The organism is Actinocrinis sp. (assembly GCF_035653575.1).
GTDB lineage: Bacteria > Actinomycetota > Actinomycetes > Streptomycetales > Catenulisporaceae > Actinocrinis.
In genome coordinates this window covers 1-25,470 of the sequence record NZ_DASRBQ010000132.1, presented here as the reverse complement: position 1 = coordinate 25,470, position 25,470 = coordinate 1, and the positions used below count along the sequence as shown (strand labels likewise).

Here is a 25,470-nt window from a genome sequence, read left to right as displayed (position 1 = left end):
GTCCTGGGGCCAAGCGGTGATCCCGCCGTCCCGTCTCGCGTGCCCGCACTCCCGTGCGGCCGGACGCACCCACATGCGCCGCCGCCACCCGAGATAAGGGGATATGCAGGTGACCCACCCACCCACGGCCGCGGCGCGCCGCCGCGGTCTGAAAGTCCCGCTGGCCGCTGCCACCGGCTTCGCCCTCGCCACCGCAATGACGGTGACCGCGCTCGCGCCGGCCTCCGCCGCGACGACCTCCGCCTCCTCGGCGGTCAATCCGTATTCGCCCGCGTATCAGCATTCCTACCGCCACGGTGTGATCCCGACGATCGGCCAGCTGGCGAAGATGCGCGCGTACGCGGCCGCGCACCCGAACGCCACCACCGCCACCGGCCCGGAAACCCTCTCCTACGGCGGGGGCATCGACGGCATCGGCGTGCAGTCCGGGCACTCGAAGGTCTACATCGTCTTCTACGGCACCCAGTGGGGCACCTCCAGCACCGACGCCAACGGCAACCTGAAGTTCACCGGCGACCCCTCCGGCGTCGCCTCCGTCGCCCAGCAGATGTTCAAGGGCATCGGCACCAACGGCGAAACCTGGTCCGCCGATCTGACCCAGTGGTGCGACGGCCCGAACGTGACGGCCGGCGCCACCAGTTGCCCCAGCAACGCCAACTTCATCCCGTATCAGAGCGGCGGGGTGCTGGCCGGGGTGTGGTACGACAACTCCGCGGCCTCCCCCTCCGCCGCCAGCGGGCACCAGCTGGGCCAGGAGGCGGTCAACGCCGCCGCGCACTTCGGCAACACCACCGCCGCGGCCAACCGGGACGCCTACTACATCATCGCCTCCCCGCACGGCACCAACCCGGACAACTACCAGGGCCAGTACTGCGCCTGGCACGACTACAACGGCGACAGCACCCTGACCGGCGGCGCGGTCTCCTCCCCCTACGGCGACATCGCCTTTAGCAACCAGCCGTACAACACCGACTCCGGGGCCGGCTGCGGGGTCGGGTTCGTCAACTCCCCCGGCACCACCGACGGCTACTCCATCACCCTCGGGCACGAGTGGCACGAGATGATGTCGGACCAAAACCCCGCCGGCGGCTGGACCAACAACACCGGCAGCTCGTATAACGGCCAGGAGAACTCCGACGAGTGCGCCTGGATCAGCCCCGGCAGCGCCGGCGGCGCCGCGAACATCTCCTTCGGCTCCTTCGGCACCTACGCCGAACAGGCCAGCTGGTCCAACGACACCAACAACTGCGCCATCTCCCACGCCATCCTCAACCACGGCGGCGGCGGCAACACCGTCACCGTCACCAACCCCGGCTCCCAGACCGGCACCGTGGGCACCGCGGTCTCCCTGCAGATCAGCGCCACCGACTCCGGCGGCGCGAGCCTGACCTATTCGGCCAGCGGCCTGCCCGCCGGCCTGTCGATCTCCAGCAGCGGCCTGATCACCGGCACCCCCACCACCGCCAACACCTACAGCGTCACCGTCACCGCCACCGACACCACCGGCGCCACCGGCTCCACCTCCTTCACCTGGACCATCAACGGCTCAGGCAGCGGCGGCAACGCGATCGTCAACGGCGGCTTCGAGACCGGTTCACTGTCCGGCTGGACGGCCTCCGGCGTCACCTCGGTGACGACCTCGGGTCCGCACTCCGGCGGCTACGCGGCGCAGCTCGGCAACAGCAGCCCCAGCACCACCTCGTCGATCAAGCAGACCTTCACCGCCGCCTCCGGGAACACCAAGCTGACGTTCTGGTACAACGTCACCTGCCCGGACACGGTGACCTACGACTGGGCCACCGCGACGCTGAAGGACAACACCACCGGAACGACCAGCACGGTGCTCGCCAAGACCTGTGTCTCCAGCTCCGGCTGGGTGCAGAAGACCGCGTCCATCACCGCAGGCCACAGCTACACGCTGACCCTGACCAATGTCGACGACAACTATCCGGGTGACCCGACGTACACGCTGTACGACGACGTAGCCACCTCCTAACCACAGCTCGGCACCATCCCGGATCGGCGGGCCGCACGACGGCCCGCCGATCCGGGCGTGAGCGTCTGCCGCTTCAGGCGGCGTCTGCGGCCATCAGTGCGCCCTGGTGGATCGCGAGCATCCGCTCGACCGAGGCCGACCAAGGGAACTGCGACGCGCGGGTCCTGGCCGCGGCGGCTCGCACGCTCGCAGGGTACGTAAGCAGTTCCAGCACTCCCGTGGCCAGGCCGGTACCGGTCGGGGTGACGGCGATGCCCGCGCCGGGCGGAGCCGCGCCCGGCATCGTCCTGCCACCGTGGACCGCGTTGCGGCACTCAGGTGGCGGCGCCTGCGAAACCAGTTCGGCCGCGCCCGACCCGGCCGCCGCGACCACGGCGACCCCGCAGGCCAGCGCCTCCAAGGCAGAGAGCCCAAAGGTCTCGCACGCGGAGGGCGCGAGCACCAGATCGGCTCCGGTCAGCCGCTCGGCGAGGTCCGCGCGCCGGGCCACATGGCCGTGAAAGACGACCGGGAGCCCCTTGCCCCGCCGGACCAGCGCACCGCACTGCGGCCCGCTGCCGTACACGTCGAGCCGCGCGTCCACACCCCAGCATCGCAGTACCCGTATTGCCTCGACAGCGGCCTGCGGGTTCTTCTCGTTGGACAGCCGCCCGGCGTACACCAGCCGCACGACATCAGGGCTCGTCGAGTTGGCGAGGTCCGATCCGGCGGAGCCTGCACCGCCCGCCCGCGGCTCCGCCGAGTCTCTCTCGGCTGTGTCTCTTTCGGCTGTGTCTCTCCCGGCCGTGTCTTTCTCGACCGTGCCTCTCAGGATTCTGTCTCTCTCGACCGGCGGCCGGAACACCTCGAGGTCAACGCCCAACGGCACCCGGCGGATGTTGCGCGCTCCGGCCAGGGCGAGCTCCCGTTCCCCGAACGCCGAGGTCGCCACGACCTCGTCGAACCCGGCCACCACCCGCCGGGTCCACCGCAGCACCGCCTTCTGCAGCGACTCGGACTGCGCGCCGGTCCGGTTCGCCACCATCTCGCCGAGCCGTTCGTGCGAGAACAGCACCGCGCGCACGCCCCGCTCGCGTGCCCACGGCCCCGCCCCGGCGAGGGTCGCCTTGTCCGACACCTCGATCGAGTCGGGGTTCAGCGCGGCCAGGGTCTCAAGCACCTTCTCCGTACGCAGGATCATGCGATAGCCGCCGGTGACCGGAGTGCCCGGCACCGTGATGACGGTGCCGTGCCCGTCCTCGGTCACCGAGCGTTTCGCGCCGGGTACGATCAGGACTCTGTCATGTCCGGCCGCAGCGTAACCCCGGCCGAGCGTGTCCACCACCGTGCGCAACCCTCCGGAGCGCAGGTGGTACATGTTCGCGAGCTGGACGATCCTCACCGGGCCGCCGCAGGCTTGGCCGTCGCATCCTGGCGAAGGCCGGCGAGCAGGTGGCTGTACGTGGTGGCGCGGGCGCCGCAGCGCAGCGCGCGCTCGATGGCGCGCAGGGTGACCTCGCGCAGCCCGGGTCGGTGCAGGTCGTCCGGATGCAGCGCCAGGCGCAGCGGGACGCGCGGCCGGGGCAGTGCCCGCGAGGCGTTGTCGATGAGCAGTTCCCCGGAGCGTTCGAGGACGCGATGATCAGAAGCGCTCGAGCCGGCATCGCGGACCCGGGCAGGGCGGTGTGAGACTGAGGGTGCGAACAACCGGGAGCCGTCCGTCAGGTCGTGGATGAAGAGGTGGCTGGTCCAGTAATGCAGCCCGCTGGCCGCGAGCGCCTGACGGGCGCCGGGGGAGGCGAGATAACCCGGCGGCACGAAGCCCCGCACGTCGAGTCCGGCCGCGGCCAGACTCGCTCGTCCGCGCTCGATCCGGTCCCGCGCCGCCGCCTCGTCGAGCGCCCAGAACTCTCCGGCCCCGCGCGCGGCGAACGCCCCGCTTAAGCGCCGGGTCCTGCCCCCGCCCGGCTGCGCGGTGTGCGTCCAGCCGTGCAGCGCGATCTCGTGCCCGCGTGCCGCGGCGTCACGCAGCAGTGCGGCCGACTCTGGTGCGTCGGCCAGTTCGCTTCCGCGCCACGGGCCGGGCACGGCGAGCAACACGCCGCGGACCCCGAACGTGTCGAGATCGGCGAGCCATCGCCGGGTCTCCGTCGTGGTGGCGGGTGCAACATCGTGGACTGAGACGACCAGGGCCCGTTCAACGGGCAGGGTTCTGCGCACACCGGGAGCGTCACCGGTTCCGGTGACAGGACCGTGACGCGCTCGCCGGGAGCGGGTAAACGCCGGAAGACGAACGCGCCGCGGCGTGGGCGGGCTCAGTGTGCGGCGCCCGCTTCGGTGCTCATCTCGGTGTTCGTCGCGCCGTCCGGCGCGGGCAGCGAGTTGGCGCGCATCCGCGTCACTTGCGGCCAGCGCACGTCGTAGGCCCAATGCAGCTTCTCGAAGATCCAGATGAGGCGCGCGCTGGGGTCGAGCTGCCCGGGCAGTACGCCGTGCCGCGCCGAGGTCGGGTCGGCGTGATGCGAGTTGTGCCAGCTCTCGCCGAAGGACAGCAGCGCCAGCGGCCAGAAGTTGGTGGCGCGGTCGCGGCAGGAGAACGGCCGCTTTCCCGCGACGTGGCACACCGAGTTCACCGACCAGGTCAGGTGGTGCAGCACCGCCATCCGGATCAGCCCGGCCCAGAAGAACGCCTCAAGCGCGCCGGCCCAGGAGCCGGTCACGAGACCGCCCACCAGGGCCGGGCCGAGCAGCGAGATCGCGGCCAGCGGGCCGAAAAGCCGGCCGATGAGGCGCAGGTCCGCGTCGTCGGCGATGTCCGGCGCGAATCGGGCCCGATTGCTCAGCTCGCGGCGCAGCATCCACCCGACGTGCGCGAACAGCAGTCCCTTGAGCAGCGCCCTGGCGTCGGTGCCGTAACGCCACGGCGAGTGCGGGTCGCCCTCGCGGTCCGCGAACGCGTGATGGCGCCGGTGGTTGGCGACCCACTGCACCGGCGAGCCCTCGACCGCCAGCGAACCGGCGACCGCGAGGGCGATGCGCAGCCCGCGCCGCGCCTTGAACGAGCGGTGGGTGAAACAGCGGTGGTAGCCGACCGTCACACCGAACCCCGAGACCAGGTAGGCGCCCACGGCGAGTGCGAGGTCGAGCGCCGACAGGCCGCGGTCCCAGGCGAGCGGGACGGCGACGGTCAGGCACAGCATGGGGCCGACCACGAATATCCACATAGTGATGCCCGCCGCGAGATTCTGCGGGGCGTCCAGCAGCGGTTTGACCTCCCCGTCCGCGACGACCGGACGGGTATAGCGGTTAGGCGCGTCGGCGGCCACGTCCATGGCTGTATCCCCTGCTCGTGGTAGGGCGCTGCGATGGTCGGTCTCGGCACGCCCCGGGTGCCCGGGGCGGCCCGCGCCCAGTGTCGGGCACCGCACCCCATTTCCCGTGAACACCGGCAGCCACACGTCGGCCGACTCGATGAATTGCGAGGCGTCAAAGTGCCCCGGTGTTCGCGTGCTCCGCGATCCAGGCGATGACGGGCCCCAGGTCGACAGCGCCGGCGGTCGCTACGCGCAGGGTGGGGCCGAGATTGAGCGGTTCGGCGGTGCGGCCCCAGCGTTCCCACTCGCCGTCGTCGGGCAGCGCGCCGTGGATCGGGTGGCGGGGATGCCGCTTCTCGAAGCGGCTGCGAGCCTCGGCGAGCGGGACGTCGCAGTAGATCTCCAGCGGGTGCCCGACACCGGCTCGGGCCAGGCCGGCCGCGGCCAGGTCGCGGAATTCGGCACGCCAGCAGGACTCCAGGATCGCGCCGCCGGGGGAGTCGGCCAGCAGGGCCCACATCGTGTCGCCGGCCGCGGCGCCGAGGCTCGCGTTCCAGCGGCGCTGCGGTCCCGGCCGCGGAGGCATCGCGCCGAGGACGTCGGCGTGTGCCTCCTTGATGACGTCCTTGCTGAAGAGGGGCAACCGCAATCGCTGGGACAGTGCCCTGGCCAAGGTGGTCTTGCCGGCGCCCGGCAGCCCGTTGACGAGAATGACCGGCGGCCCGCTCACGTGGTGCCCCAGTGCGCCTGACACCGGCGGAGGCGGACGCGCGCCGGGTCAGTGCGAGTCGCGGGCGACGTTCGATCCACTGGATCCCACGAGGAAGTCCAGATCGGCGCCGGTGTCAGCCTGCTGCACGTGGTCGACGTACAGCCGTTCCCAGCCGCGCCGGGGATTGGCGAAGCCCGCGATGGCGGACGGGTGCGGTCCGCGGGCGGCGAGCTCGTCGGCGGGTACTTCCACGTCGATGCGCCGGGCCTCGACGTCCAGGTTGATGATGTCGCCGGTGCGCACGAGCGCGAGGGGGCCGCCGGCGGCGGCTTCGGGAGCGACGTGCAGTACGACCGTGCCGTAGGCGGTGCCGCTCATCCGGCCGTCGCAGACCCGGACCATGTCGCGAACGCCCTGGGTCAGGAGCTTCTTCGGCAGCGGCATGTTGGAGACCTCGGGCATGCCGGGGTAGCCCTTCGGACCGCAGCCGCGCAGGACGAGCACGGAATCCGCGTCGACGTCGAGGTCGGGGTCGTCGATGCGGGCGTGGAAGTCCTCGATGCTGTCGAACACCAGCGCCCGACCGCGGTGGCGCAGCAGGTGCGGCGAGGCGGCCGCGGGTTTGATGAGCGCTCCATCGGGCGCGAGGCTTCCGCGCAGCACCGCGATGCCGCCCTGCTCGACCAGCGGCTGGGTGCGTGTCCTGATGACCTCGGCGTCCCAGATCGCGGCGTCGTCGAGGTAGTCGACCAGCGGCCTGCCGGTCACCGTCAGCGCCTCGGGATCTAGCAGTTCCCTGACTTCGCGCAGCACCGCGAGCAGGCCGCCGGCCCGGTGGAAGTCCTCCATGAGGAAGCGGCCGGCGGGCTGGAGATCCACGAGCACCGGGACGCGCGAGCCGATGCGGTCGAAGTCGTCGAGGGTCAGCTCGATGCCCAGGCGGCCGGCGATGGCCAGCAGGTGCACGACGGCGTTGGTCGAACCGCCGATGGCGGCCAGCGCCACGATCGCGTTGTGGAAGGACGCCTTGGTCAGGAACGTGCTCGGCCGCCGTTCGGCGGCCACCAGGTCCACGGCCAGCCTCCCGGTGCGATGGGCGGCCTCCAGCAGGCGGCTGTCCGGAGCGGGAGTGCCGGCCACGCCGGGCACGACCGTGCCCAGGGCCTCGGCCACCAGGGCCATCGTGGAGGCGGTTCCCATGGTGTTGCAGTGCCCGCGGCTGCGGATCATCGAGGATTCCGAGCGGACGAACTGCTCCTGGGACAGCGTGCCGGCCCGCACCTCCTCCGACAGCCTCCAGACGTCGGTGCCGCAGCCCAGGGGCGTGCCGCGGAAGGTGCCGGTCAGCATCGGGCCGCCGGGCACGACCACCGCGGGCAGGTCCACCGAGGCGGCGGCCATGAGCAGCGAGGGGATCGTCTTGTCGCAGCCGCCGAGCAGGACCACCCCGTCGATCGGGTTCGCGCGCAGCATCTCCTCGGTCGCCATCGCCGCCATATTGCGCCAGAGCATGGCCGTGGGCCGCACCTGGGTTTCCCCGAGGGAGACGACGGGCAGATCCAGCGGGATGCCGCCCGCTTCGTGAACGCCGTCACGCACCGACGCGGCCACCTCGTTCAGGTGCGCGTTACACGGAGTCAGATCGGAGGCGGTGTTCGCGATGGCGATCTGCGGCCGGCCGGCGAAGGCGTCGTCCGGCAAGCCGCGCCGCATCCAGGCCCGGTGGATGTAGGCGTTGCGATCCTGACCCGCGTACCACTGAGCACTGCGAAGCTTCACCGCCGGCCCTTTCCAATAATCGGTACGAGGGTCTAATCTCTGGACCGCCATGGAGCATACACACGCGTCCGCGGGACCGGCAGCCCCCAACGCCGACGACGGCCGCCTGGTGGGATCGGATCGGGTGCTCGCCGTGCTCAAGCAGCTCGCTCGGTATCCGGACGGCGCAGGACTCGAAGAACTGACCCGGGCGATCGGCAGCCCCAAGCCGACCGTGCACCGGGCGCTCGGCGCGCTTCGCCGGGCCGGGCTGGCCGACCAGGACGCGCGTGGCCACTACCTTCTGGGCGACGAGCTGCTGCGCATGGCCTTCGCCCATCACGAGGCCCGGCCCGACCACGTCCGGGTGCGCCCCGCCTTGGAGGCACTGGCCGAACGGTTCGGCGAAACGGCGCACTACGCGGTGCTCGACGGCCGGGAGGTCGTCTACCGCGCCAAGGTCGATCCGCCCAGCGGCGCTGTCCGGCTGACCTCCACGGTCGGCGGCCGCAATCCGGCGCACGCCACGGCCGTCGGCAAGCTCCTGCTCGCCTATCAACTGCGGAACCTGCGACAGGTCGAGGCCTGGGTCGCGGGCGCGCCGTTGATCCGCCGCACACCGAATACCTTGTGCACCGCCGAGGCTCTGCACGTCGAATTCAAGGCCACGCTTGAGCGCGGATACGCGCTCGACGCCGAGGAGAACGAAGCAGGGATCGGCTGCATCGCGGTACCCGTATATGCGACCTCGCCGACAGCCCCATCCGGAGCCGTAAGTGTCAGCACTCTTATCTACCGCACGCCCTTAAGCGCGCTGATCGATGCTGTCGACGCGATCCGTGATGCGCTCGGCGGCCTGCAGGATCCACACCGGTGAGCGGCATCCTCGCCCCCGCGACCGCGGAAACGTTCCAGTTGGCCGAAGGCCCGGTATGGGACGCGGCGCGCCGCTGCCTGCTGTGGGTCGACATCCACGCCGGCCTGGTGCTCGAAGGCAGCCTCGAAGCCACCTCCGGAGACATCCGCATCACCGTCACCCGCCGCCACGCATTCGACTGCATGGTCGGCGCGGTCGTCGCTGCGGACGACGGCACGCTGCTCGTCGCCGCGCAAGAGCACCTCGTCGCGCTCGACCCTGACGGAACCCGGCACGACGGCCCGCGGATCCTCGCCCCCGGCCAGCGGCGCCGGCTCAACGACGGCGGCACGGACCCGGCGGGGCGCTTCCTCGTCGGCTCCATGAGCCTGGACGGCCCGTCGGAGCGTGAGTCACTCGTCCGGCTGGAGTCCGACGGCCGGTTGACTGAGTTGGATAGCGACCTCACGCTCTCCAACGGTCTGGCCTGGTCCGCGGACGGCCGACGCATGTACAGCGCCGACACCATGCGGCGCATGGTCTTCGTCCGCGACTACGAGCCGTCGACCGGCGAAGTCGGTGAGCGACACGTTCATCTGCACCTTGATGACGCCTTCCCCGACGGCATCGCGCTCGACGCCGAAGAACATCTGTGGATCGCCGTGTGGGGGAGGGGCGAGGTCCGCCGGTATGCTCCGGACGGCACCCTTGTCAGCCGTCTCACACTACCGGCGCCGCACAGCTCCAGCGTGGCGTTCATAGGTGACGACCTGCGTACCCTCGTCGCCACCACAGCGACCGCGGATCTCGACGAGGACCAAAGACGCGCCTATCCCGAGTCGGGGCGGCTGTTCACGGCCCGGGTCGAGGTGCCGGGTCTGCCCGTACCGCCGTGGTCGGGACAGCCATCCTTCGCGGGGAACCCAGCGTGATCGAACAGCGCCCGCTGCGCGAATCCACCATGCGTGCCTTCGTTCTGACCGGGCCTTACGAAGGGTCGGTGCAGCAGGTCTCCGCACCGATTCCCGCGCCCGGGGAGGCCGTCATCGACGTGGAGCGAGTCGGGGTCTGTGGCACCGACGTCGAGCTTTACACCGGCGAGATGGCGTATTTCAAGGACGGCCAGGCGTTCTACCCGATGCGGCTAGGGCACGAATGGTCTGGCCGCGTCGCTGCGGTCGGTGAGGGTGTCGACGCGCAGTGGGTCGGCCGCCGCGTGATGGGTGACACCATGATCGGCGACGGGACCTGCCGTCGCTGCCTGCGCGGGCGACAGCACGTCTGCGCGAACCGCGAGGAAGTCGGAATCCGCACCGGGCGGCGCGGCGCACTGGCCGAGCAGCTCGCCGTACCGGTCTCCTCACTGCACGTCCTGCCCGACACCGTCGACGCAGCACTCGGCGCCCTGGTCGAGCCGGGCGGTAACGCATATCGCGCGGCGCAGGCGGCAGAGCTGACGCAGGCCGACCGTGTCCTGATCCTCGGCCCAGGCACGATCGGCCTGCTAGCGGCGATGTTCGCCCGCGCCACCGGTGCGGAAGTACACGTCGCGGGCGTGACTGACGGCTCCCTCGCCTTCGCGCGCGAACTCGGCTTCGAAAACAGCTGGCACGTGGACCAGTTGCCGTCGCTGCCGTTCGATGCAGTGATCGACGCCACCAACAACGTGCGCTCGCCCGCGCGGGCCCTCGACCTGGTCGAACCGGGCGGCCGCGTCGTCTATATAGGGCTGGCCAGCGAACCCAGCACCATCGACGCTCACACGCTGGTCCTGAAGGACGTCACAGCGGTCGGCGTCCTGTCGGCCTCACCAGGTCTGGAAGCCGCCATCCGCGCCTACGCCGAGGGCGTCGTCGATCCCCGGCCTCTGGTCGCCGCCACCGTGAGCCTGGAACGCACGAGCGCGACCCTGGCGGGCTGGCGCCCGGCTGGCGCCGGACCGGGTCCGAAGATCCACATCGATCCCCGCCTCGGCTGAACGGCCGCTCCAAGCCCGCTTATGAAGCGAGCGAGTGCTGCTCGTCGACCTGTTCGATTGGCACCGGCAGAAGGCGCAGGCGCGGGCCGTGTCGTGCCACCGACGTCGCCTGCGACAGGGCGAGAGCGCCGAGGAGGTTCAGGAAGGCGAATTCGATGAACGGGGTGAGGCCCAGGTCGACCGCCGACAGGTGGATGATCAGTATCAGGATCATGGCGCGGCCGAGGATGGCGACGGCGCTGATCAACGCCTCGTCGCGGCGCGGGTTTTCGTGTGCCGCGAGACCCGCGATGAAGAGGACTGCGAACACGGCGCAGGCGCCGATGGTGTATCGCGCGACGTGTTCGGCGCGCGATCCGTCGGGCATCGCCGCCAGCATGACGCTGGTTCCCGCGGCCCAGCAGCACGCGCTGAACACACACGTCCATCGCCTGCCGTGCCGCACGAGAAAGGTGCGCTTGCCGAACATGGCGTCGCCGCGCACGTCGCGGAAGTCCTTGAGCAGGATGCGCCCGATGAAGCCGAGGTACAGGCCGCCGAGCAGCGCGAGGTCAGTCCCCGTCGGCGCGCGGCGGACCGCGGTGATCCCGAGCAGGTAGGGCACCGCGACGTAGCAGGCTGGTAGCAGCAACGGCGCCAGTACACCGCGCTGCGCGATGCGAACAGGCCGCACCGAGTACGCGCCGCTGACGGCGAGACCGACGGCGGTGATCACGAGTGCCGGCCAGCCTATCAACACACTGATGAGCAGCGCGGCGCCGGCCGCGACCCAGCCCGTCGCAAGCAGACGCGCCCGGCTCACCGCGCCGGAGACGAGCGGGCGGCGCGGATCGCCGGAGAGGTTCACCCGGTCGATGGCCTCGTCCGCCAAGTCGTTGCAGGCCACGGAGAACACCAGGAACGCCGCGGTCGCGGCGAGGATCTTCGCGAGCAGCACGTAGGCATTTGGCTTTCCGGCCTGCGCCAGCCCGAGTTCCGCGTAGAACGCCAGCAGTACGAACACCGGCGGCCGCACGGTCACGACGATGCCCCGCAGCTGTCGAACCACCCCGTCTACCGCCGTCATTTGTTGCTCCCGTAGTGCGACATGCCGATCCAGAACACGACCGCTACAGCGGCGACCGACAGGCCCGCGAGCGCCATCAGCACCGCGACGACGATGCCGAAGACGGTCCAAGCGCGCTCGTAACCGGACGTGGGCCGGGAGCGCGAGGCTTTCATGCGGCACCGCGCACGTGTTCGAGGGGAAGTGTCATGACGACAGTCTCGCCATCCGCCGCCGCGCCGAAATCCGTACGGATACTCAGGTTCGGCGCGTCGGCGTACTCAGTTCGCCGGACCATCGTACGCGATGCCCTGCTACGCGTCGTGTGCAAAAATGCAGCTCACTGACCGGCGAGAGGGCACGCGGGGGAGAAGAGGGGGCAATGCGATCGCCGTTGCGCATGACAGCTGGCGTACTCGCGGTAGGCGGCGGCCCGCACGGGTACGAAGCGCCGCTCTGGCGCGCGCTGACCGTTTTTCGCGTCGCAGCGTTCGGGTTCGCATCGGTGCTCGCGGTTGCCCGCCACAGTCATTTCACCCGCCCCGTTCTCGTCTTGTGCGGGCTCATGGTCATGGCGCTGTGGACCGGTTACAGCTCCTACGCCTACCCCCGCGATGCTCGGCGCAGCTGGCTGTTGCCGTGGGCGGATCTCGCGATCACAACCGGTTGCCTGTTGCTCACGCGGTGGGTGCTGCGCGCGGACGATTTGGCGGTGACTCTGCCGATGGTTTGGATCGCAGGGCCCGTCATCGCCTGGGCGATTCGCGCCGGCCGTCGGGCCGGTTGCGCCGCCGCGGCGGTGATCGGGGCCTGCTGCATGGTCGTGCGAGGGCGGATCGACCTGACCGGAGTCAACGAGGGAGTGCTTCTGCTGCTGACCGCGATCGCGATCGGCCATATCGCCAGGCTCAGCAGCGAGGCGGAGACCAGGGCGCTTGAGGTGGCCACCGCGCGGGAGCGCGAGCGCTTGGCCCGGGGAATCCACGACTCGGTGCTCCAGGTCCTGGCCCTGGTGCAGCGGCGGGGCACGGAACTCGGCGGCGAGGCGGCTGAACTCGGGCGGCTGGCCGGAGAGCAGGAGAGCGCGTTACGCCAGCTGATCGGGACGCGGGCCACCGGTTCGAGCCCAGGTCCTGGGCCGATTCCGGGCCCAGGACCGGGACCGGGGCTGGGACCTGGCTTCGGGCGACTGCTCGGGCCGCGCTCGAATTCGGGACCGGGACCGGGTTTCGCGCGAGGGCGCGGGCCGGGATCGCGTTCCGGGCCTGCCGGGAACACGGATCTGCGCGAGGTACTGAGCCGGTTCGCCACCGCCACCGTCACCGTCGCCACACCGGCCGCCGCGGTCGTGCTGCCCGGCGCCGTCGCGGACGAACTCGCGGCAGCCGTCGGCGCGGCGCTGGACAACGTGCGCAGACATGTCGGCCCGCAGGCACCGGCCTGGCTGCTCGTCGAAGACGAGGGAGACGGCGTGGTGGTGACGGTGCGGGACGACGGGCCCGGCATCGCGCCGGGCCGGCTGGCCGAGGCGGCGCGGGCGGGGCGGATCGGAGTGACGCGGTCGATCCGGGGGCGGGTCGAGGAGCTGGGCGGCACGGTCGCGATCAGCTCTCCGGCCGGTCAGGGCACTGAGGTGGAGATGCGGGTGCCGCGGCGATGACGACGCACGACGGGCGGGCGCCGGCCGGCGCCGCGGATACCAGAGTCCTGATCGTCGATGACCACCCGATGTGGCGCGACGCGGTCGCCCGCGACCTGGCCGCCGCCGGGTACCAGGTGGTCGCGGCGGTCGGCGAGGGACGCGCGGCGCTGCGGGCGGCCGCGGCGGTGCGGCCCGATCTGGCCGTGGTCGATCTGCAACTGCCGGACGTCAACGGCGTCGAGGTGATCAGGGGGCTGCTGGCCGCGCTCCCGGCCCTTCGGGTCCTGGTGCTCTCCGCGAGCGGCGAGCACCAGGACGTCCTCGACGCGGTCAAGGCCGGAGCCGGCGGCTACCTGCTGAAATCGGCGAGCGCCGCCGAGTTCCTCGACGCGGTCGCCAGAACCGCCGCCGGCGACGCGGTGTTCACCGCCGGACTGGCCGCGCTGGTGCTGGGCGAGTTCCGCCGCCTGGCCGCCGCGCCCCGCGGCGAAGCGGACGACCAGGTCCCCCAGCTGACCGAGCGGGAGACCGAGGTGCTCCGCCTGGTAGCCAAAGGCCTGACATACCGCCAGATCGCGGAGCGCCTCGTCCTCTCGCACCGCACCGTGCAGAACCACGTGCAGAACACACTCGGCAAGCTGCAACTGCACAACCGGGTCGAGTTGGTCCGCTACGTGATCGAGAACGGGTTGGCGCAGGAGTAGACAGGCGTAGACACGAGTGGACTGCAGCAGAGCCACTGCGCCCGGGCCGGTCGGTCAGAGGGCGCCGAAGAACTGGTTCGCGCCGCCGTTGTAGTAGTAGGCGTCGATGCCCGCTCCCGCCCACGGGCTGTCGCCGTAGACGTCCATGTACAGGCCGCTCCAGGGGTTCATGATGGTCCCGGCGCCGACGAGCCAGGGGGTGACCGGGGTGTGCCAGATCTGGTTGATCCCGCCGGCGCAGGGGAACTGGACGATCTGGTCGCCCGCCACCCCGTCGGTGGTCAGGCACAGCCCGCTGTTCGCGTTCTGGATCATGTAGTTCTCGCTGCCGGCGACCGGGATGAAGGTCCAGTTCTGGTTGTTGCCGCCGTTGGCGTACCACTGGATCAGGCCCCCGCCGGAGGAGGTCGAGCCGCCGGCCATGTCGAGCAGCAGGCCGAAGCTGGAGTTCGGGCTCAGGTGGATGGTGAACCCGGAGGCGGCGTGCGCGGAGGTGGCGCCCGCGGCCAGCGCGCCGGCCGTGGCCAGCGCGACCGTGGCGGTGGCGGCCGCGGCCCGGCCGCGCAGCGAGCGCAGTCGTGACCGGCGCAGGGCGGATCCGGTCGGCGTGGCGGCGGAGACGTGCTTGTTCATGGCTGATACCCCTCTTGAAGAGCGCGGCGCCCCGTTGGCGGTCGCGTGACGTGGCCGCGGCCAGCGGCCTGAGATGCGGGCCGTCGGGCTTGTGCTCGACGGCCATCCGCGGCTGACGGCTGAGAATCCCCGTTCGCTGCGTGCTGATATTGAGGCTAGGTGGGGCGCAGGTGCGCAGACCTGCAGCGCATCTATAGGCCGTGTGCGCGCTCTGATCAGGCGATTTGGCCTCGCGCGGAGGCCGGGCGGCAACAAGCGGCAAAAGCGGTCGCTGCGTCGTTGCCGCCGCTTCAACGAGGGCGAGACACTTGAACGCTGATACAGCCGGCGTGCGCAGTCGAGTCGGGCAGGAAAGTCGCCGCGGTAGCCCTGCGCGATCAAGGCGTCGCCATGCTGGTTGTGCGGGTCAGAGGTACGTACTGATCTCTAGCATCGCGCTCTCAGCGGGGGAGATGTACGTGCCGTTCGCTTCGAGTGCAGCCAGCGTTCTAAGCCAGTCGTCCTCGGATCCCATGAGTACAGCGCGCAGACCGTGAAGCGACCTCTCCAACGCAGGGTTCTGTGTCAGTCGTGTCAGGCTCAGCAGGTGGCCGTGGACCTGTCCGTCCAGAGCCCGGGCGACGTGGACCCGGTCTGAGCTGGTGGTCATCTTGGCGATCTCCTGCTGCCCGTCGCGCAGCGCTGAGGCGACAGCCACCAGCGTTGACAACGTGGACTCGGTAGACGTCGCGGACGCCGCAGACACCGCGTCGAGGGCCGCCTGCTGCACGAGGCGAAGCCGAATCCGGCCCACCAGCAGGGGCAGCGAAAGCGCTGTACTTCCGCTACTCACGGGCAACGCGTCAGCCAGCAGGTCGACCGTCAGCGACTGGACCCGGTCGTTCGGCGCCATGGCGAGCCGTTGCATGGTTTGAGCACACTTCGGGCCGAGCAGCATGGCCAGTTCCTCCGCCGCGGCGACCTCGTCGTCCGGGCAGTGCACCAGGTTCAGCAGCCCGTTCTCGCCCTTGTACCGGATCGAGTCGGGTGACGCGGCGGCCGGATTCGTCGCGCCCTTGACCGCCAGCAGCGCGTCGCAGGCGTCGAGATCGCCGTAATGCAGCGTCAGAACGCAGCTCGGCCCCAGACCGTACCAGAGATCGAAGGCCCGCTTGGACGGGAAGTCCGACTGCTGGAGTCGCCCGGACGGATCGTATATGCGCAGCATCGTGGCCGATTCCAGGCGGATCAGCCGTCCTGCGACGGGCACAAGCCCGGACGAGCGCAGCTTCTCAACGAGCCACGGCAGTGACTCGGTCACCAGCCCGTCCGGGGTGACGAGCACATAAGTCCAACTCCCCGAGTCTTCCGGCATCCCGCTCCCCAAGCCGTCCGGTCACCGCCGATGCGATCTACTCCACCACAACGCGGCGCCGCTCCGGCTCAGTTCGCTGCAGATCAGTATGATGACGAAGTCTTGATCAACGAGGCGACGAGCCGTCAGTCGACGGAAGGGCACGCGCGTGGCGAATCCGGCCGACCTGGATCCTCAAGAGCGTAACCGGTTCATGATGAACAAGATCCGTGCCGATGGGCCCGCTCCATATCAGGAGGGCACCTACGTGCTGCGGGTCGTGTCCGTGACCGGCCGTAAGACCGGGGAGCCTCGGTCGCTGCCGATCGCGGTCCCGATGGTCGCGGGGGAGCGCTACTTGTGCGCCCCCAACCGTCGGCGGGACTGGGTACGAAATCTGTTGGCGGCCGGGGAGTGCGAGATCGAGGGCGACCCGCAGCCCCGGCACCGGGCGGTGCTCGTCGAGGACGACGAAGCCGCGCTCGCGGTGCACACGTATCTAAGCCGGCTGGGGCGGACCTCGCCCGAGTGGCCGTTCCCCAACGGCGCCTCGGCGACGCAGATCGCCGAGCACCTCACCCAGATCGCCGTGTTCCGGCTGCAACCGGTCGCCGCCTGACCGAGACTTCTCGGCCCGCCTTCTGTCGGCGCCGCGCCTTAGGATGCCGCTCATGGTAGATCGTCCACTGACACTGATGGCGGTGCACGCCCATCCCGACGACGAGGCCACCGGGACCGGCGGCGTGCTGGCCCGCTATGCCGCGCAGGGCGTCCGCACGGTGCTGGTCACGTGCACGGACGGCGGCTGCGGCGACGCGCCCGGCGGAGTGAAGCCCGGCGAACCCGGGCACGATCCGGCGGCGGTCGCGGCGCTGCGGCGCACCGAGCTCGAGGCCAGCTGCCGGGCGCTGAAGGTCAGCGATCTCGAGCTGCTCGGGTACGCCGACTCGGGCATGATGGGCTGGCCGCAGAACACCGCCCCCGGCTCGTTTTGGACCACTCCGGTGGCCGAGGCGGCCGACCGGCTGGCCGACCTGATGCGCTACTACCAGCCCGACGTCGTGGTGACGTACGACGAGAACGGCTTCTACGGTCACCCCGACCACATCCAGGCACACCGGATCACGATGGCGGCGGTCGAGCAGACCGGGATCCCGGCGAAGGTGTACTGGACGACCATGCCGCACTCGGCGATGGCCGAGTTCGGCCGCGTCATGGCCGAGCTGGGCATGGAGATGCCGGAGCAGGACCCCGCACAGCAGGAAGCGATCCCGTTCGGCCTGCCCGACGAGGCGATCACCACCTGGGTCGACGTCGCCGAGTTCGGCGAGCGCAAATACGAGGCGCTCGCCGCGCACGCGAGTCAGAGCGAGAACATCTTCTTCCTGAGCCTCGGCGTCGAGCGGTTCACGCAACTGATGGGGGTCGAGACCTTCCTGCGCGTTCAGGACTCCACCGGCGCGGCGCTCCCGGAGAACGACCTGTTCGCCGGCCTGACCGGCAGCGACCGCTGAGGATTCCGTCGCGCCACAGCACCTGTCCGGCCGCGGTGGAAAGCGACGCCCAGTCCCGTAGGCACCCATTCGTAGAGGCCGGCCCCGGCCTGCTCGTCACTCCGCTCCGTTCCAGGGACCGACTCGCGTGGGGGCCTTGCCGTCGAAGGCTGCTTCGACGGTGACTGCCTCCAGTTCGCGGGCGCAGGCCTCGATGTCGCGCGGGGCGAGGGCGTGGGTGTCGGCCCAGATGGCGAAGTAGACGGCGGGTTGCTGCTGCTCCTCGGGGATGAGCCGGCCGGGGACGTTGGCGTCGGGCGCCGAGTCGACCTGGAGGAAGAAGGCGCCGTCGAAGATCGGCTGCTTGCGGTCCCAGCGCAACCTGGTGCGGGGCAGCGCGGCGCGCAGTTCGTCCTCGGTCGGCGGGGGCTCGTCGGGCGCAAGGACGCGGCGGTCGTTGACGAAGCAGGAGAGGTCGAGTTCCTCGCCGCGTCGCTGGCTTATCTCGTCCAGCAGGCTTTGGTGGGCGCCGGGCTCGTAATAGCCGTGCATGTACGCGCCCGCTGCTGCCTTCCAGGCGCGGGCGACCACGTCGTCGAATACGCAGTCCGCGACGTCGATCACGCAGATGCCGGTCTGCGACAGCTGGGTGACCGCGTCGGCGAAGCCGGGCCGGAACCGATTGCTCACCACCACCTGCGCGACGCTGGGGGTGCGGCGGGTGACCCGAGCCAAGGCGACCGCGTACGCGGCGAGCAGCACATGCGAATTGTGCGCTCCGGTACGGGCACTGATCGAGCGCATGGCCAAGTGCATGGCCGGGGAGTAGCAGAAGAGCTCCCAGAAGCGGGGCTCGCGCGGATCCTCGGACGCAGAGAAGCGCCGCGCGGGCACGGTGGCCAATTGGCTGTCCCAGTAACGCAGGGCTTTGTCACTCTGGCGGCGCCCGGCCGGCCCGGCCTGCGCCCGGGCGATCTCCAGCGGCTGCATTCCGCCGACCGGCGCGGTGGGCCGGTTGCTGCGCGGGTCGCGGTTGGCCAGGTCGCGGGCGATCGCGTCGATGCCGAGGCCGTCCACGGCGACGTGACTGTATTGCACGACGAGATGTGTCAGCGTCCCGCCCTTGCGAACCACGCCCATCCGCACCGGCCATTCGCGGGCATGATCGAAGGCTGTGGTCTCATAGCGGGAACGCAACTCCTCGGCGGCGGCAGCCGGGTCGTCGGTATCGTCGATGTCGACGACGTGCAGCACGGTTTCGCCGGACTCGCTGACTGTCTGGTGCGGCGGGGCGCCCGGCGGGCGGTCTTCGTCGAACTGGAGCCTGGTGCGCAGCGCCTGGTGTCGGCTGACCGCGAATTGCAGGACTCCGGCGATCTCCTCGACCGGGGTGCCTTCCGGCAGCGACATGACCCCGCCGATGTTCATGGTGCGGCCGGTGCGCTGGATGGTGCTCCAGATCCCGCGCTGTCCCCAGGTCAGTTCGCCGCTTCCGGAGCCCTCGCCGTGGAACGGGACTCGAATCTCCGCCACCGTGCTGGCCAACGCGTCGTCTCCCCTCGATCGGCAGCCGCCGGACCGCCGCCCGCCGTGAGGCCACGTTATGGGGCGTTGACGGTGCGTCAACTGCGGTGCGGATCGGGGTGGTGGCCGCAGCAGGCGGACGCGCTTGTCCACAAGTAACTTTCGTGTCAGCACAACGCGGTGGCGTTGGCCTCCTTCGCCGCAACGCGGATCCATTGACCTGAGCCACGCCGCCTCGCTAGCCTCTACCGAAACTATCTGGCACGCACGTGAGAGAGTTTTCTGCTGCAGGCCGTTTCTCGAAGCGCATGTTCATGCTCAGGACTGAGCGTACTGAGACGTGGTACCCCGGCCGCCTCCGCCGCCGGGGTACCACTCGTTTCGGTATCACAATGCCGGTGTCGGACAACTCCTTGCCTGACGGGAAGAAAGTCTCTTATCAGGGGGCGGATAGAGTTTCTGGCCGGGACTGGAGGCCGGACCAATGGCCCGGATGCTGCCCTCCCGAAAGGCCCTGGCTCGCCGGGCCCGCGAGACTGACAGTGGTTGCAGGTCGCAGGCTGCGGACAGGATCAGGGCAGGTGAACCGGCGATGGCGACGCAGGCGACGGCGGTCGTGGCCGAGGCCCGGACCGCCGCTGCCGGGCGCGTGGACGCCCGGCCGGTCGTAGCGGCCTCCTGGCGGCGGTGCGCCGCGGCCGGCGTGCCGCGCGAGGGGCGCCTGCTTCCAGAGATCCGGATGGGCGATGCCGAGCTGGGTGCCTACCGCTCCCGCCATCGGCTCGCCCCGCTGCTACCGCTGTTCAGGGAACTGCTCGGGCGGGAGAGCGACGAGGCCGGATACGTGTTCGCGGTCACCGACGCGGCCGGGACGCTGCTGTGGATCCGCGGGCATCACGGCGTGCGCGGCCGTGCCGAGCGGATGAACTTCGTCGAAGGGGCCGCGTGGTCGGAGCGCGAGGCCGGCACCAACGCGCCCGGCACGGCCCTGGCCTTGCATCGCCCCGTGCAGATCATCAAAGCCGAGCACTACAACCCGGCGGTGCGGCCGTGGACCTGCGTCGCGGCGCCGATCCGGGACCCGCGCACCGGCCTGGTACTCGGCGCGGTGGACCTGACCGGGCACGACTCGGTCGCCGGGCCGTACGCCCTGGCGCTGGTGCGCGCCACCGCCAAGGCGGCCGAAGCCCAGCTCGCTCTGCTTGCGCCGGAGCCGGCTCAAGCCACGATGCGGCTCAGTGCGCTGGGACGACAGCACGCGCTGCTGGAAGTGAACGGTTCCGCCGTCGCGCTGCGGCCGAGGCACAGCGAGATCCTCGTGCTGCTCGCCCTGGCACCGGAGGGGCTGACCGGTCCGCAACTCGCCGTAGCGCTCTCCGAACGCGAGATCCCCCCGGTGACATTGCGAGCCGAGTTGTCGCGGCTGCGGTGCATGCTGGGCGGGGACCTGATCGCCTCCTACCCCTATGCGCTGCGCCATCCCGTGGACTGCGACTTCGAGCACGTACTCGATCTGCTGGCGGACGGCAGGGTCGCCGAGGCGCTCGACGCCTACCGCGGTCCGCTGCTGCCCACCTCCGAGGCCCCCGGAATCGTCGAGCACCGGGTCATGCTGGCGCGGCGGCTGCGCGCTCAGGTGTTGAGCAGCGCGGACCCCGCAGTGCTGCGTCACTGGCTCACCGGACCCAGCGGAGCGATCGACGCCGCCGCGTGGCGAGCGCTCGCCGACCGGCTGCCCGGCGGTTCGGCCGGTCGCGCGCAGGCGGCGGCGAAGGCCCGCTCGCTGGCCCTCTCATCCGCGCCCTCAGCCATGCCCTCATCCACCCCGTCACCCGCACCGTTACTCACCCCGTGACCTGCGCCGACCGCCGCCAGCCGACGGCAACGGTATGGCAACGGTGCCGCTCCTAACGTCGAGATCGCAGTCCGGGAAACCCGCCCAACCGCGCCGAACCCGGACCGGTGACTCCCGACGAGAGCGAAAGGGGACGGCAATGAAGTACGCGCCGCCCGGACACCGGGACAGCGTGGTCTCGGTGAATCCCCGCTACGACAACTACATCGGGGGCAAGTGGATCGCCCCGATCGCCGGCAAGTACCGGACGAACCTGGGCCCCGCGACGGCCAAGCCGATCTGCGAGGTCGCCGACTCCAGCCCGGCGGACGTGGAGCTGGCGCTGGACGCGGCACACGCCGCGGCCGAGGAGTGGGGGCGTGAGAGCGCCGCGGCCCGCGCCGCCGTGCTCAACGCGGTCGCGGACGCGATCGACGCGCACCGCGAGGAGTTGGCGGTGGCCGAGAGCTGGGAGAACGGCAAGCCGGTGCGCGAGACCCTGGCCGCGGACATCCCGCTGGCCGCGGACCACTTCCGGTACTTCGCCGCGGCCGTGCGCTCGCGCGAGAGCACGATCACGCAAATCGCCGAGGACCTGATCTCGTATCACTTCCACGAGCCGCTCGGAGTGGTCGGGCAGATCATCCCGTTCAACTTCCCGCTGCTGATGGCGGCCTGGAAGCTGGCTCCGGCACTGGCCGCCGGCAACTGCTCGGTGCTCAAGCCCGCCTCCCCGACCCCGTGGTCGATCCTGAAGCTGGCCGAGGTGGTCGGCGACATCCTGCCGCCCGGCGTGCTCAACATCGTCAACGGCCCCGGCGGGAAGATCGGCCAGGCGCTGGCCTCCAGCCCGCGGATCGCGAAGGTCGCCTTCACCGGCGAGACCACGACCGGCCGGCTGATCATGCAGTACGCCGCGCAGAACATCATCCCGGTGACCCTGGAGCTGGGCGGCAAGAGCCCGAACGTGTTCTTCGCCGACGTGATGGCCAAGGACGACGCGTTCCTCGACAAGGCGATCGAGGGCCTCGTGCTCTACGCGTTCAACAAGGGCGAGGTGTGCACCTGTCCCTCGCGCGCGCTGATCCAGGAGAGCGTCTACGAGCGCTTCATGGAGCGCGCTCTCGAGCGCGTCGGGCGCATCGTGCAGGGCGACCCGCTGGACACCGAGACCATGATGGGCCCGCAGGTCTCCGCCCAGCAGATCGAGAAGATCGCCGCCTACGTCGACATCGGCAGGGCCGAAGGCGCCGAGGTCCTCATCGGCGGCAAGCGGGCCCAGGTCGGCGGCGAGTTCGCGGACGGCTACTTCTACGAGCCGACCGTGCTCAAGGGCGAGAACCGGATGCGGGTGTTCCAGGAGGAGATCTTCGGACCCGTGCTGGCGGTCACCACGTTCAAGGACGAGGCCGACGCGGTGCGCATCGCGAACGACACCCTCTACGGGCTCGGTGCCGGGGTGTGGACCCGCGACGGCGCGCTGGCCTACCGGATGGGCCGGGCGGTCCAGGCCGGGCGGGTGTGGACCAACTGCTACCACCAGTACCCGGCCGGCGCGGCCTTCGGCGGCTACAAGATCTCCGGGATCGGCCGCGAGACCCACCAGATGATGCTCGAACACTACAGCCAGACCAAGAACCTCCTGGTCAGCTACAGCGAAAACCCGCTCGGACTGTTCTGAACAGCGGCCCGGGCGGCGCCGCAGGCCTGACCCGGCGCCGCCCGGGCGCCCCGCCCGGCCAGGCGCCCGATCCGAAACGGAGATCAACCATGAAGACGATGCAGGCGGCCGTGGTCCCGGCGCTCGGCGCGAAGCTGGAGATCCAGCAGCTGCCCGTCCCCGAGCCCGGCCCCGGCCAGGTCCTGGTGCGCATGGAGGCCTCGGGGCTGTGCCACACCGACATTCACGCCGCGCACGGCGACTGGCCGGTCAAGCCGGCCGCGCCGTTCATTCCCGGCCATGAGGGAGTCGGCGTCATCGAGGCGCTCGGCCCCGGAGCCTCGGTGCACCGGGTCGGCCAGCGCGTCGCGATCGCCTGGCTCGGCTCGGCCTGCGGCACCTGTTCGTACTGCCTGAGCGGCTGGGAGACACTGTGCGAGTCCCAGCAGAACAGCGGCTACTCGGTCAACGGCGCGTACGCCGAGTACGCGGTCGCCGACGACCGCTACGTCGTCACTGTGCCTGACGCCGTCTCGTCGTTCGACGCGGCGCCGCTCACCTGCGCCGGAGTCACCACGTACAAGGCGGTGAAGGTCTCGAACCTGCGTCCCGGCGAGACCGCGGTCATCGTCGGCATCGGCGGCCTCGGCCACCTCGCGATGCAGTACGCGAAGATCTTCGGCGGACGCGTCATCGCGGTCGACGTCGAGGACGCGAAGCTCGATCTGGCCAGGCGGCTGGGCGCCGACGAGGTCGTCAACGCCCGCACCGCCGACCCGGTGGAGGCGATCCGCGCGCTCGGCGGCGCGGATGTCGCGATCTCGCTCGCGGTCTCCCCGCGCGCCTTCGAGCAGGCCTACGGGTCGCTGCGGCGCGGCGGCCGGCTGGTGTGCGTGGCACTGCCCGCCGACGACGCGATGACCGTCCCGATCTTCGACACCGTGCTCGGCGGCAAGTCGATCATCGGTTCGATCGTGGGCACTCGCAAGGACCTGCAGGAGGTCTTCGACCTGCACGCGGCCGGCCGCACCGAGGTCATCGCGCAGCCGCGCAAGCTGATCGAGGTCAACGACTGCTTCGAAGAGGTGCTCGCCGGACGGGTCCCGGCCCGGCTGGTCTTCCAGTTCTGACAGCGAACTCGGCACAACGGGCTTGCCGTCGGGGCGCGATCGCGCCCCGACGGCAAGCCCGCTTGCGGCGGCACAGGCCGCTGATCGTCAGCGCAGTGGCCGAGCCGTCACAGAACCCGGAGACGGCAGGTTACTGATAACCGGCCGAGACGATGCTCGCCTGGACCGCGTTCTCGGTGCTGTCGGAGGGATAGCCGGCGGTGATCGCGCCCTCGAAGAACTCGCCGTAGTCGCTGACGCTGTTGTCTCCGCCGGTGCCCAACTCGAGCGAGGACTGCACCTTCATCGGGGAGTAGCCGTTGGGCAGCGGCCCGCTGAACGGTGTGGTCAGGCCTCCGCTTTGGGCGTTGCCGTATTTCAGGGTGAAGTTGCTCGTCCCGTTGTTCTTCTCCCACGCGGAGACGTACGAGTAGTGCACGCCCTGGTAGTTAGGGTTCTTCTGGGAGCCCTGGGTGCTGAAGAACATCCCGTTCTCCAGGTCCGCGCCGACCCACGGCCCGGAGCCGACGCAGCCGCCGAACCAGCAGGCGGTGCCCCAGTAGATGGCGTTCATGGTGGCGTTGCCGTCGTCCGCGTGGTCATTCTCGCCGCTGCCGTAGTCGAAGCAGCAGTACTGGTTGACGTTGTTGGAGGAGGTGACCATGTAGATGCCCTCCGGCTGCGAACCGGTGGGGGCCGCCTTGGCGTTGTCGACGCGATAGCCGACGCCGGGGGTGACCTTGACCCCGTACGCGCTGTGCCCGCCGATGGTGAGCGGCAGCGCCATGGCGTTCGCGCCGACGTCGGCGCCGTTCGGTCCGGGGCCGTGCCAGAACCCGCCCCAGGAGACCGGCAGATCATTGTGCTGCGGCGATTGGTCGTAGATCTTCGTGATGGTGCACGTGGTGCCGGAGCAGAAGGAGACCTGCGGGCCGGCGTTGACCACCCCGCCCGCGCTGATCAGGCCGATGTTCAGGTAGCTCTTGTCGGAAGCGCGCTGAACTTGATACAGCGGACCGTTGTAAGACGCGTACAAGGCCCTGGTCGTCGAGTGCGCCGCGATACACGGGGTGCCGCCCGCAGCGTAGATGTCGCACGGCAGGCTGGGCGGGGGCGGTGTCCCGGTCGGCGACGCGGACGGCGAGGAGGACGTCGAGGTCGACGGGGTAGCCGACGGCGTGGCGCTCGCTGTCGCGGTGGCCGTAGGCGTTGGCGTGCCGCTGCTTATGCCGCCCGTGCACAGCGTGCCGTTGAGCGTGAAGGCGGTGGGGGCCGGGTTGCTGCCGTTCCAGGATCCGTTGAACCCGAAGCTGGTGTTGCCGCCGGTTGCGATGGAGCCGTTGTACGAGGCGTTGGTGACGGTGACGTTGGCGCCGGATTGGGTGTAGGTGCCGTTCCACAGTTGGGTGATCGTCTGTCCGGCGCCGAAGGACCAGGTCAGGTTCCAGCTGCTGATCGGGCTGCCGAGGTTGGTGATCGACACGTTGGCGCCGAAGCCGCCGGGCCATTGGCTGGACACGGTGTACGAGACCTGGCAGCCGGCCGCGGCCTGCGCCGAAGTGACGGCGGTCACGGTCAGTCCGGTGGCGGCGATCGCGATCGCGCTTGCGGCCGCCAGCCACGGCCGGCGATGGGGGAGTCTCACGAAGTCTCCTGCGGGGTAGTCGAGGTGGTCAGCGAGCTACGGGCTGGTGCAGCTCAGAGCCGGGGTCGTCGGCGTGCCGTTGGCGAGGAAGCCGAACGTGGTCGAGGCCGACGGCTGCAGCGAGCCGTTGTAGGAGGCGTTGCCGACCGACACGGACGATCCGCTCGCATTGAGCGTCCCGCTCCACACCTGGGTGATCGTCTGGCCGGAGGCGAGCGTCCACCGCACCGTCCAGCCGCTGATCGCCGAGCTTCC

General features: G+C 70.4%; 23 protein-coding genes. 11 read left to right on the top strand and 12 right to left on the bottom strand.

Annotated features, from left to right (window positions below; translation table 11 throughout):
- Positions 1–109 precede the first annotated feature (109 nt).
- Positions 110–1,996, top strand: coding sequence for a putative Ig domain-containing protein (locus VFA06_RS19015; protein ID WP_324841970.1), 1,887 nt, complete (start codon positions 110–112; stop codon positions 1,994–1,996).
- Positions 1,997–2,069: 73 nt separating this feature from the next.
- Here the strand turns inward: VFA06_RS19015 and VFA06_RS19010 are convergent, their stop codons facing one another.
- From VFA06_RS19010 to VFA06_RS18990, 5 genes are all read right to left on the bottom strand, one after another.
- A complete protein-coding gene (locus VFA06_RS19010; RefSeq protein WP_324841969.1) occupies positions 2,070–3,377 on the bottom strand; it encodes a glycosyltransferase in 1,308 nt (435 codons plus the stop codon).
- Positions 3,374–4,195, bottom strand: a complete 822-nt coding sequence (locus tag VFA06_RS19005) for a DUF2334 domain-containing protein (protein ID WP_324841968.1) — start codon at positions 4,193–4,195, stop codon at positions 3,374–3,376. Before VFA06_RS19005 ends, VFA06_RS19010 begins: the two co-directional genes overlap by 4 nt.
- A gap of 95 nt (positions 4,196–4,290) precedes the next feature.
- Positions 4,291–5,307: an acyl-CoA desaturase gene (locus VFA06_RS19000; RefSeq protein WP_324841967.1), complete on the bottom strand. Its 1,017-nt coding sequence runs from the start codon at positions 5,305–5,307 to the stop codon at positions 4,291–4,293.
- A gap of 154 nt (positions 5,308–5,461) precedes the next feature.
- Positions 5,462–6,043, bottom strand: a complete 582-nt coding sequence (locus tag VFA06_RS18995; protein WP_324841966.1) for an AAA family ATPase — start codon at positions 6,041–6,043, stop codon at positions 5,462–5,464.
- Between the two features lie 24 nt (positions 6,044–6,067).
- The gene (locus tag VFA06_RS18990; protein ID WP_324841965.1) at positions 6,068–7,780 is read right to left on the bottom strand and encodes an IlvD/Edd family dehydratase; all 1,713 of its coding nucleotides are present in this window, start codon (positions 7,778–7,780) and stop codon (positions 6,068–6,070) included.
- A 49-nt stretch (positions 7,781–7,829) separates the two neighbouring features.
- On the opposite strand from VFA06_RS18990, the gene VFA06_RS18985 reads away from it, so the two are divergent.
- The 3 genes from VFA06_RS18985 to VFA06_RS18975 are packed head-to-tail and all read left to right on the top strand — an operon-like array spanning position 7,830 to position 10,593.
- A complete protein-coding gene (locus tag VFA06_RS18985; protein WP_324841964.1) occupies positions 7,830–8,636 on the top strand; it encodes an IclR family transcriptional regulator in 807 nt (268 codons plus the stop codon).
- Positions 8,633–9,547, top strand: coding sequence for an SMP-30/gluconolactonase/LRE family protein (locus VFA06_RS18980; RefSeq protein WP_324841963.1), 915 nt, complete (start codon positions 8,633–8,635; stop codon positions 9,545–9,547). Before VFA06_RS18985 ends, VFA06_RS18980 begins: the two co-directional genes overlap by 4 nt.
- A gap of 29 nt (positions 9,548–9,576) precedes the next feature.
- On the top strand, positions 9,577–10,593 hold the full coding sequence (locus tag VFA06_RS18975) for a zinc-dependent alcohol dehydrogenase (RefSeq protein WP_349260247.1): 1,017 nt from the start codon (positions 9,577–9,579) through the stop codon (positions 10,591–10,593).
- Positions 10,594–10,612: 19 nt separating this feature from the next.
- Here VFA06_RS18975 and VFA06_RS18970 read toward each other — a convergent pair whose 3' ends face one another.
- The gene (locus VFA06_RS18970; RefSeq protein ID WP_324841961.1) at positions 10,613–11,659 is read right to left on the bottom strand and encodes a UbiA family prenyltransferase; all 1,047 of its coding nucleotides are present in this window, start codon (positions 11,657–11,659) and stop codon (positions 10,613–10,615) included.
- Entirely contained in the window at positions 11,656–11,814 is a 159-nt protein-coding gene (locus VFA06_RS18965; protein ID WP_324841960.1) for a hypothetical protein, read from the bottom strand. The genes VFA06_RS18970 and VFA06_RS18965 overlap by 4 nt, the downstream gene beginning before the upstream one ends.
- 224 nt (positions 11,815–12,038) lie before the next feature.
- Here VFA06_RS18965 and macS point away from each other — a divergent pair, with 224 nt between their 5' ends.
- A complete protein-coding gene (gene macS, locus VFA06_RS18960) occupies positions 12,039–13,298 on the top strand; it encodes a MacS family sensor histidine kinase (protein WP_324841959.1) in 1,260 nt (419 codons plus the stop codon).
- Positions 13,295–13,984 (top strand): response regulator transcription factor, encoded by a 690-nt coding sequence (locus VFA06_RS18955; protein ID WP_324841958.1) that lies wholly within the window; start codon positions 13,295–13,297, stop codon positions 13,982–13,984. Before macS ends, VFA06_RS18955 begins: the two co-directional genes overlap by 4 nt.
- Positions 13,985–14,038: 54 nt before the next feature.
- Here the strand turns inward: VFA06_RS18955 and VFA06_RS18950 are convergent, their stop codons facing one another.
- Together VFA06_RS18950 and VFA06_RS18945 are read right to left on the bottom strand one after the other, a co-directional pair.
- Positions 14,039–14,617: an RICIN domain-containing protein gene (locus VFA06_RS18950; RefSeq protein WP_324841957.1), complete on the bottom strand. Its 579-nt coding sequence runs from the start codon at positions 14,615–14,617 to the stop codon at positions 14,039–14,041.
- A 406-nt stretch (positions 14,618–15,023) separates the two neighbouring features.
- Complete coding sequence (locus VFA06_RS18945; RefSeq protein WP_324841956.1) at positions 15,024–15,971, bottom strand: nucleoside-diphosphate kinase; 948 nt, start codon at positions 15,969–15,971, stop codon at positions 15,024–15,026.
- Positions 15,972–16,164: 193 nt separating this feature from the next.
- Between VFA06_RS18945 and VFA06_RS18940 the strand changes: the two genes are divergently transcribed.
- Both VFA06_RS18940 and VFA06_RS18935 read left to right on the top strand, forming a co-directional pair.
- Positions 16,165–16,569, top strand: coding sequence for a hypothetical protein (locus VFA06_RS18940; RefSeq protein ID WP_324841955.1), 405 nt, complete (start codon positions 16,165–16,167; stop codon positions 16,567–16,569).
- Positions 16,570–16,621: 52 nt separating this feature from the next.
- A complete protein-coding gene (locus VFA06_RS18935) occupies positions 16,622–17,464 on the top strand; it encodes a PIG-L family deacetylase (RefSeq protein ID WP_324841954.1) in 843 nt (280 codons plus the stop codon).
- Between the two features lie 96 nt (positions 17,465–17,560).
- On the opposite strand, the gene VFA06_RS18930 is transcribed toward VFA06_RS18935, so the two are convergent.
- Positions 17,561–18,988 (bottom strand): condensation domain-containing protein, encoded by a 1,428-nt coding sequence (locus VFA06_RS18930; protein WP_324841953.1) that lies wholly within the window; start codon positions 18,986–18,988, stop codon positions 17,561–17,563.
- A 571-nt stretch (positions 18,989–19,559) separates the two neighbouring features.
- On the opposite strand from VFA06_RS18930, the gene VFA06_RS18925 reads away from it, so the two are divergent.
- The 3 genes from VFA06_RS18925 (at position 19,560) to VFA06_RS18915 (ending at position 23,591) form a co-directional block, all read left to right on the top strand.
- Complete coding sequence (locus VFA06_RS18925; RefSeq protein WP_324841952.1) at positions 19,560–20,822, top strand: GAF domain-containing protein; 1,263 nt, start codon at positions 19,560–19,562, stop codon at positions 20,820–20,822.
- A gap of 139 nt (positions 20,823–20,961) precedes the next feature.
- The gene (locus VFA06_RS18920) at positions 20,962–22,482 is read left to right on the top strand and encodes an aldehyde dehydrogenase family protein (RefSeq protein WP_324841950.1); all 1,521 of its coding nucleotides are present in this window, start codon (positions 20,962–20,964) and stop codon (positions 22,480–22,482) included.
- Between the two features lie 98 nt (positions 22,483–22,580).
- Positions 22,581–23,591 (top strand): zinc-dependent alcohol dehydrogenase, encoded by a 1,011-nt coding sequence (locus VFA06_RS18915; protein ID WP_349260246.1) that lies wholly within the window; start codon positions 22,581–22,583, stop codon positions 23,589–23,591.
- A 130-nt stretch (positions 23,592–23,721) separates the two neighbouring features.
- On the opposite strand, the gene VFA06_RS18910 is transcribed toward VFA06_RS18915, so the two are convergent.
- Together VFA06_RS18910 and VFA06_RS18905 are read right to left on the bottom strand one after the other, a co-directional pair.
- Entirely contained in the window at positions 23,722–25,215 is a 1,494-nt protein-coding gene (locus VFA06_RS18910) for an arabinofuranosidase catalytic domain-containing protein (RefSeq protein ID WP_324841948.1), read from the bottom strand.
- Positions 25,216–25,251: 36 nt separating this feature from the next.
- On the bottom strand, positions 25,252–25,470 hold a 219-nt coding region (locus VFA06_RS18905; protein WP_324841947.1), incomplete at its 5' end, for a cellulose binding domain-containing protein.

Bases quoted from the DNA above. Each gene is read 5' to 3' on its own strand.
- VFA06_RS19000 (WP_324841967.1), bottom strand. From the start codon at position 5,307: ATGGACGTGGCCGCCGACGCGCCTAACCGCTATACCCGTCCGGTCGTC.
- VFA06_RS18985 (WP_324841964.1), top strand. From the start codon at position 7,830: ATGGAGCATACACACGCGTCCGCGGGACCGGCAGCCCCCAACGCCGAC.
- VFA06_RS18975 (WP_349260247.1), top strand. From the start codon at position 9,577: ATGCGTGCCTTCGTTCTGACCGGGCCTTACGAAGGGTCGGTGCAGCAG.
- VFA06_RS18970 (WP_324841961.1), bottom strand. From the start codon at position 11,659: ATGACGGCGGTAGACGGGGTGGTTCGACAGCTGCGGGGCATCGTCGTG.
- VFA06_RS18965 (WP_324841960.1), bottom strand. From the start codon at position 11,814: ATGAAAGCCTCGCGCTCCCGGCCCACGTCCGGTTACGAGCGCGCTTGG.
- macS (WP_324841959.1), top strand. From the start codon at position 12,039: ATGACAGCTGGCGTACTCGCGGTAGGCGGCGGCCCGCACGGGTACGAA.
- VFA06_RS18955 (WP_324841958.1), top strand. From the start codon at position 13,295: ATGACGACGCACGACGGGCGGGCGCCGGCCGGCGCCGCGGATACCAGA.
- VFA06_RS18950 (WP_324841957.1), bottom strand. From the start codon at position 14,617: ATGAACAAGCACGTCTCCGCCGCCACGCCGACCGGATCCGCCCTGCGC.
- VFA06_RS18945 (WP_324841956.1), bottom strand. From the start codon at position 15,971: ATGCCGGAAGACTCGGGGAGTTGGACTTATGTGCTCGTCACCCCGGAC.
- VFA06_RS18940 (WP_324841955.1), top strand. From the start codon at position 16,165: ATGATGAACAAGATCCGTGCCGATGGGCCCGCTCCATATCAGGAGGGC.
- VFA06_RS18935 (WP_324841954.1), top strand. From the start codon at position 16,622: ATGGTAGATCGTCCACTGACACTGATGGCGGTGCACGCCCATCCCGAC.
- VFA06_RS18925 (WP_324841952.1), top strand. From the start codon at position 19,560: ATGGCGACGCAGGCGACGGCGGTCGTGGCCGAGGCCCGGACCGCCGCT.
- VFA06_RS18920 (WP_324841950.1), top strand. From the start codon at position 20,962: ATGAAGTACGCGCCGCCCGGACACCGGGACAGCGTGGTCTCGGTGAAT.
- VFA06_RS18915 (WP_349260246.1), top strand. From the start codon at position 22,581: ATGCAGGCGGCCGTGGTCCCGGCGCTCGGCGCGAAGCTGGAGATCCAG.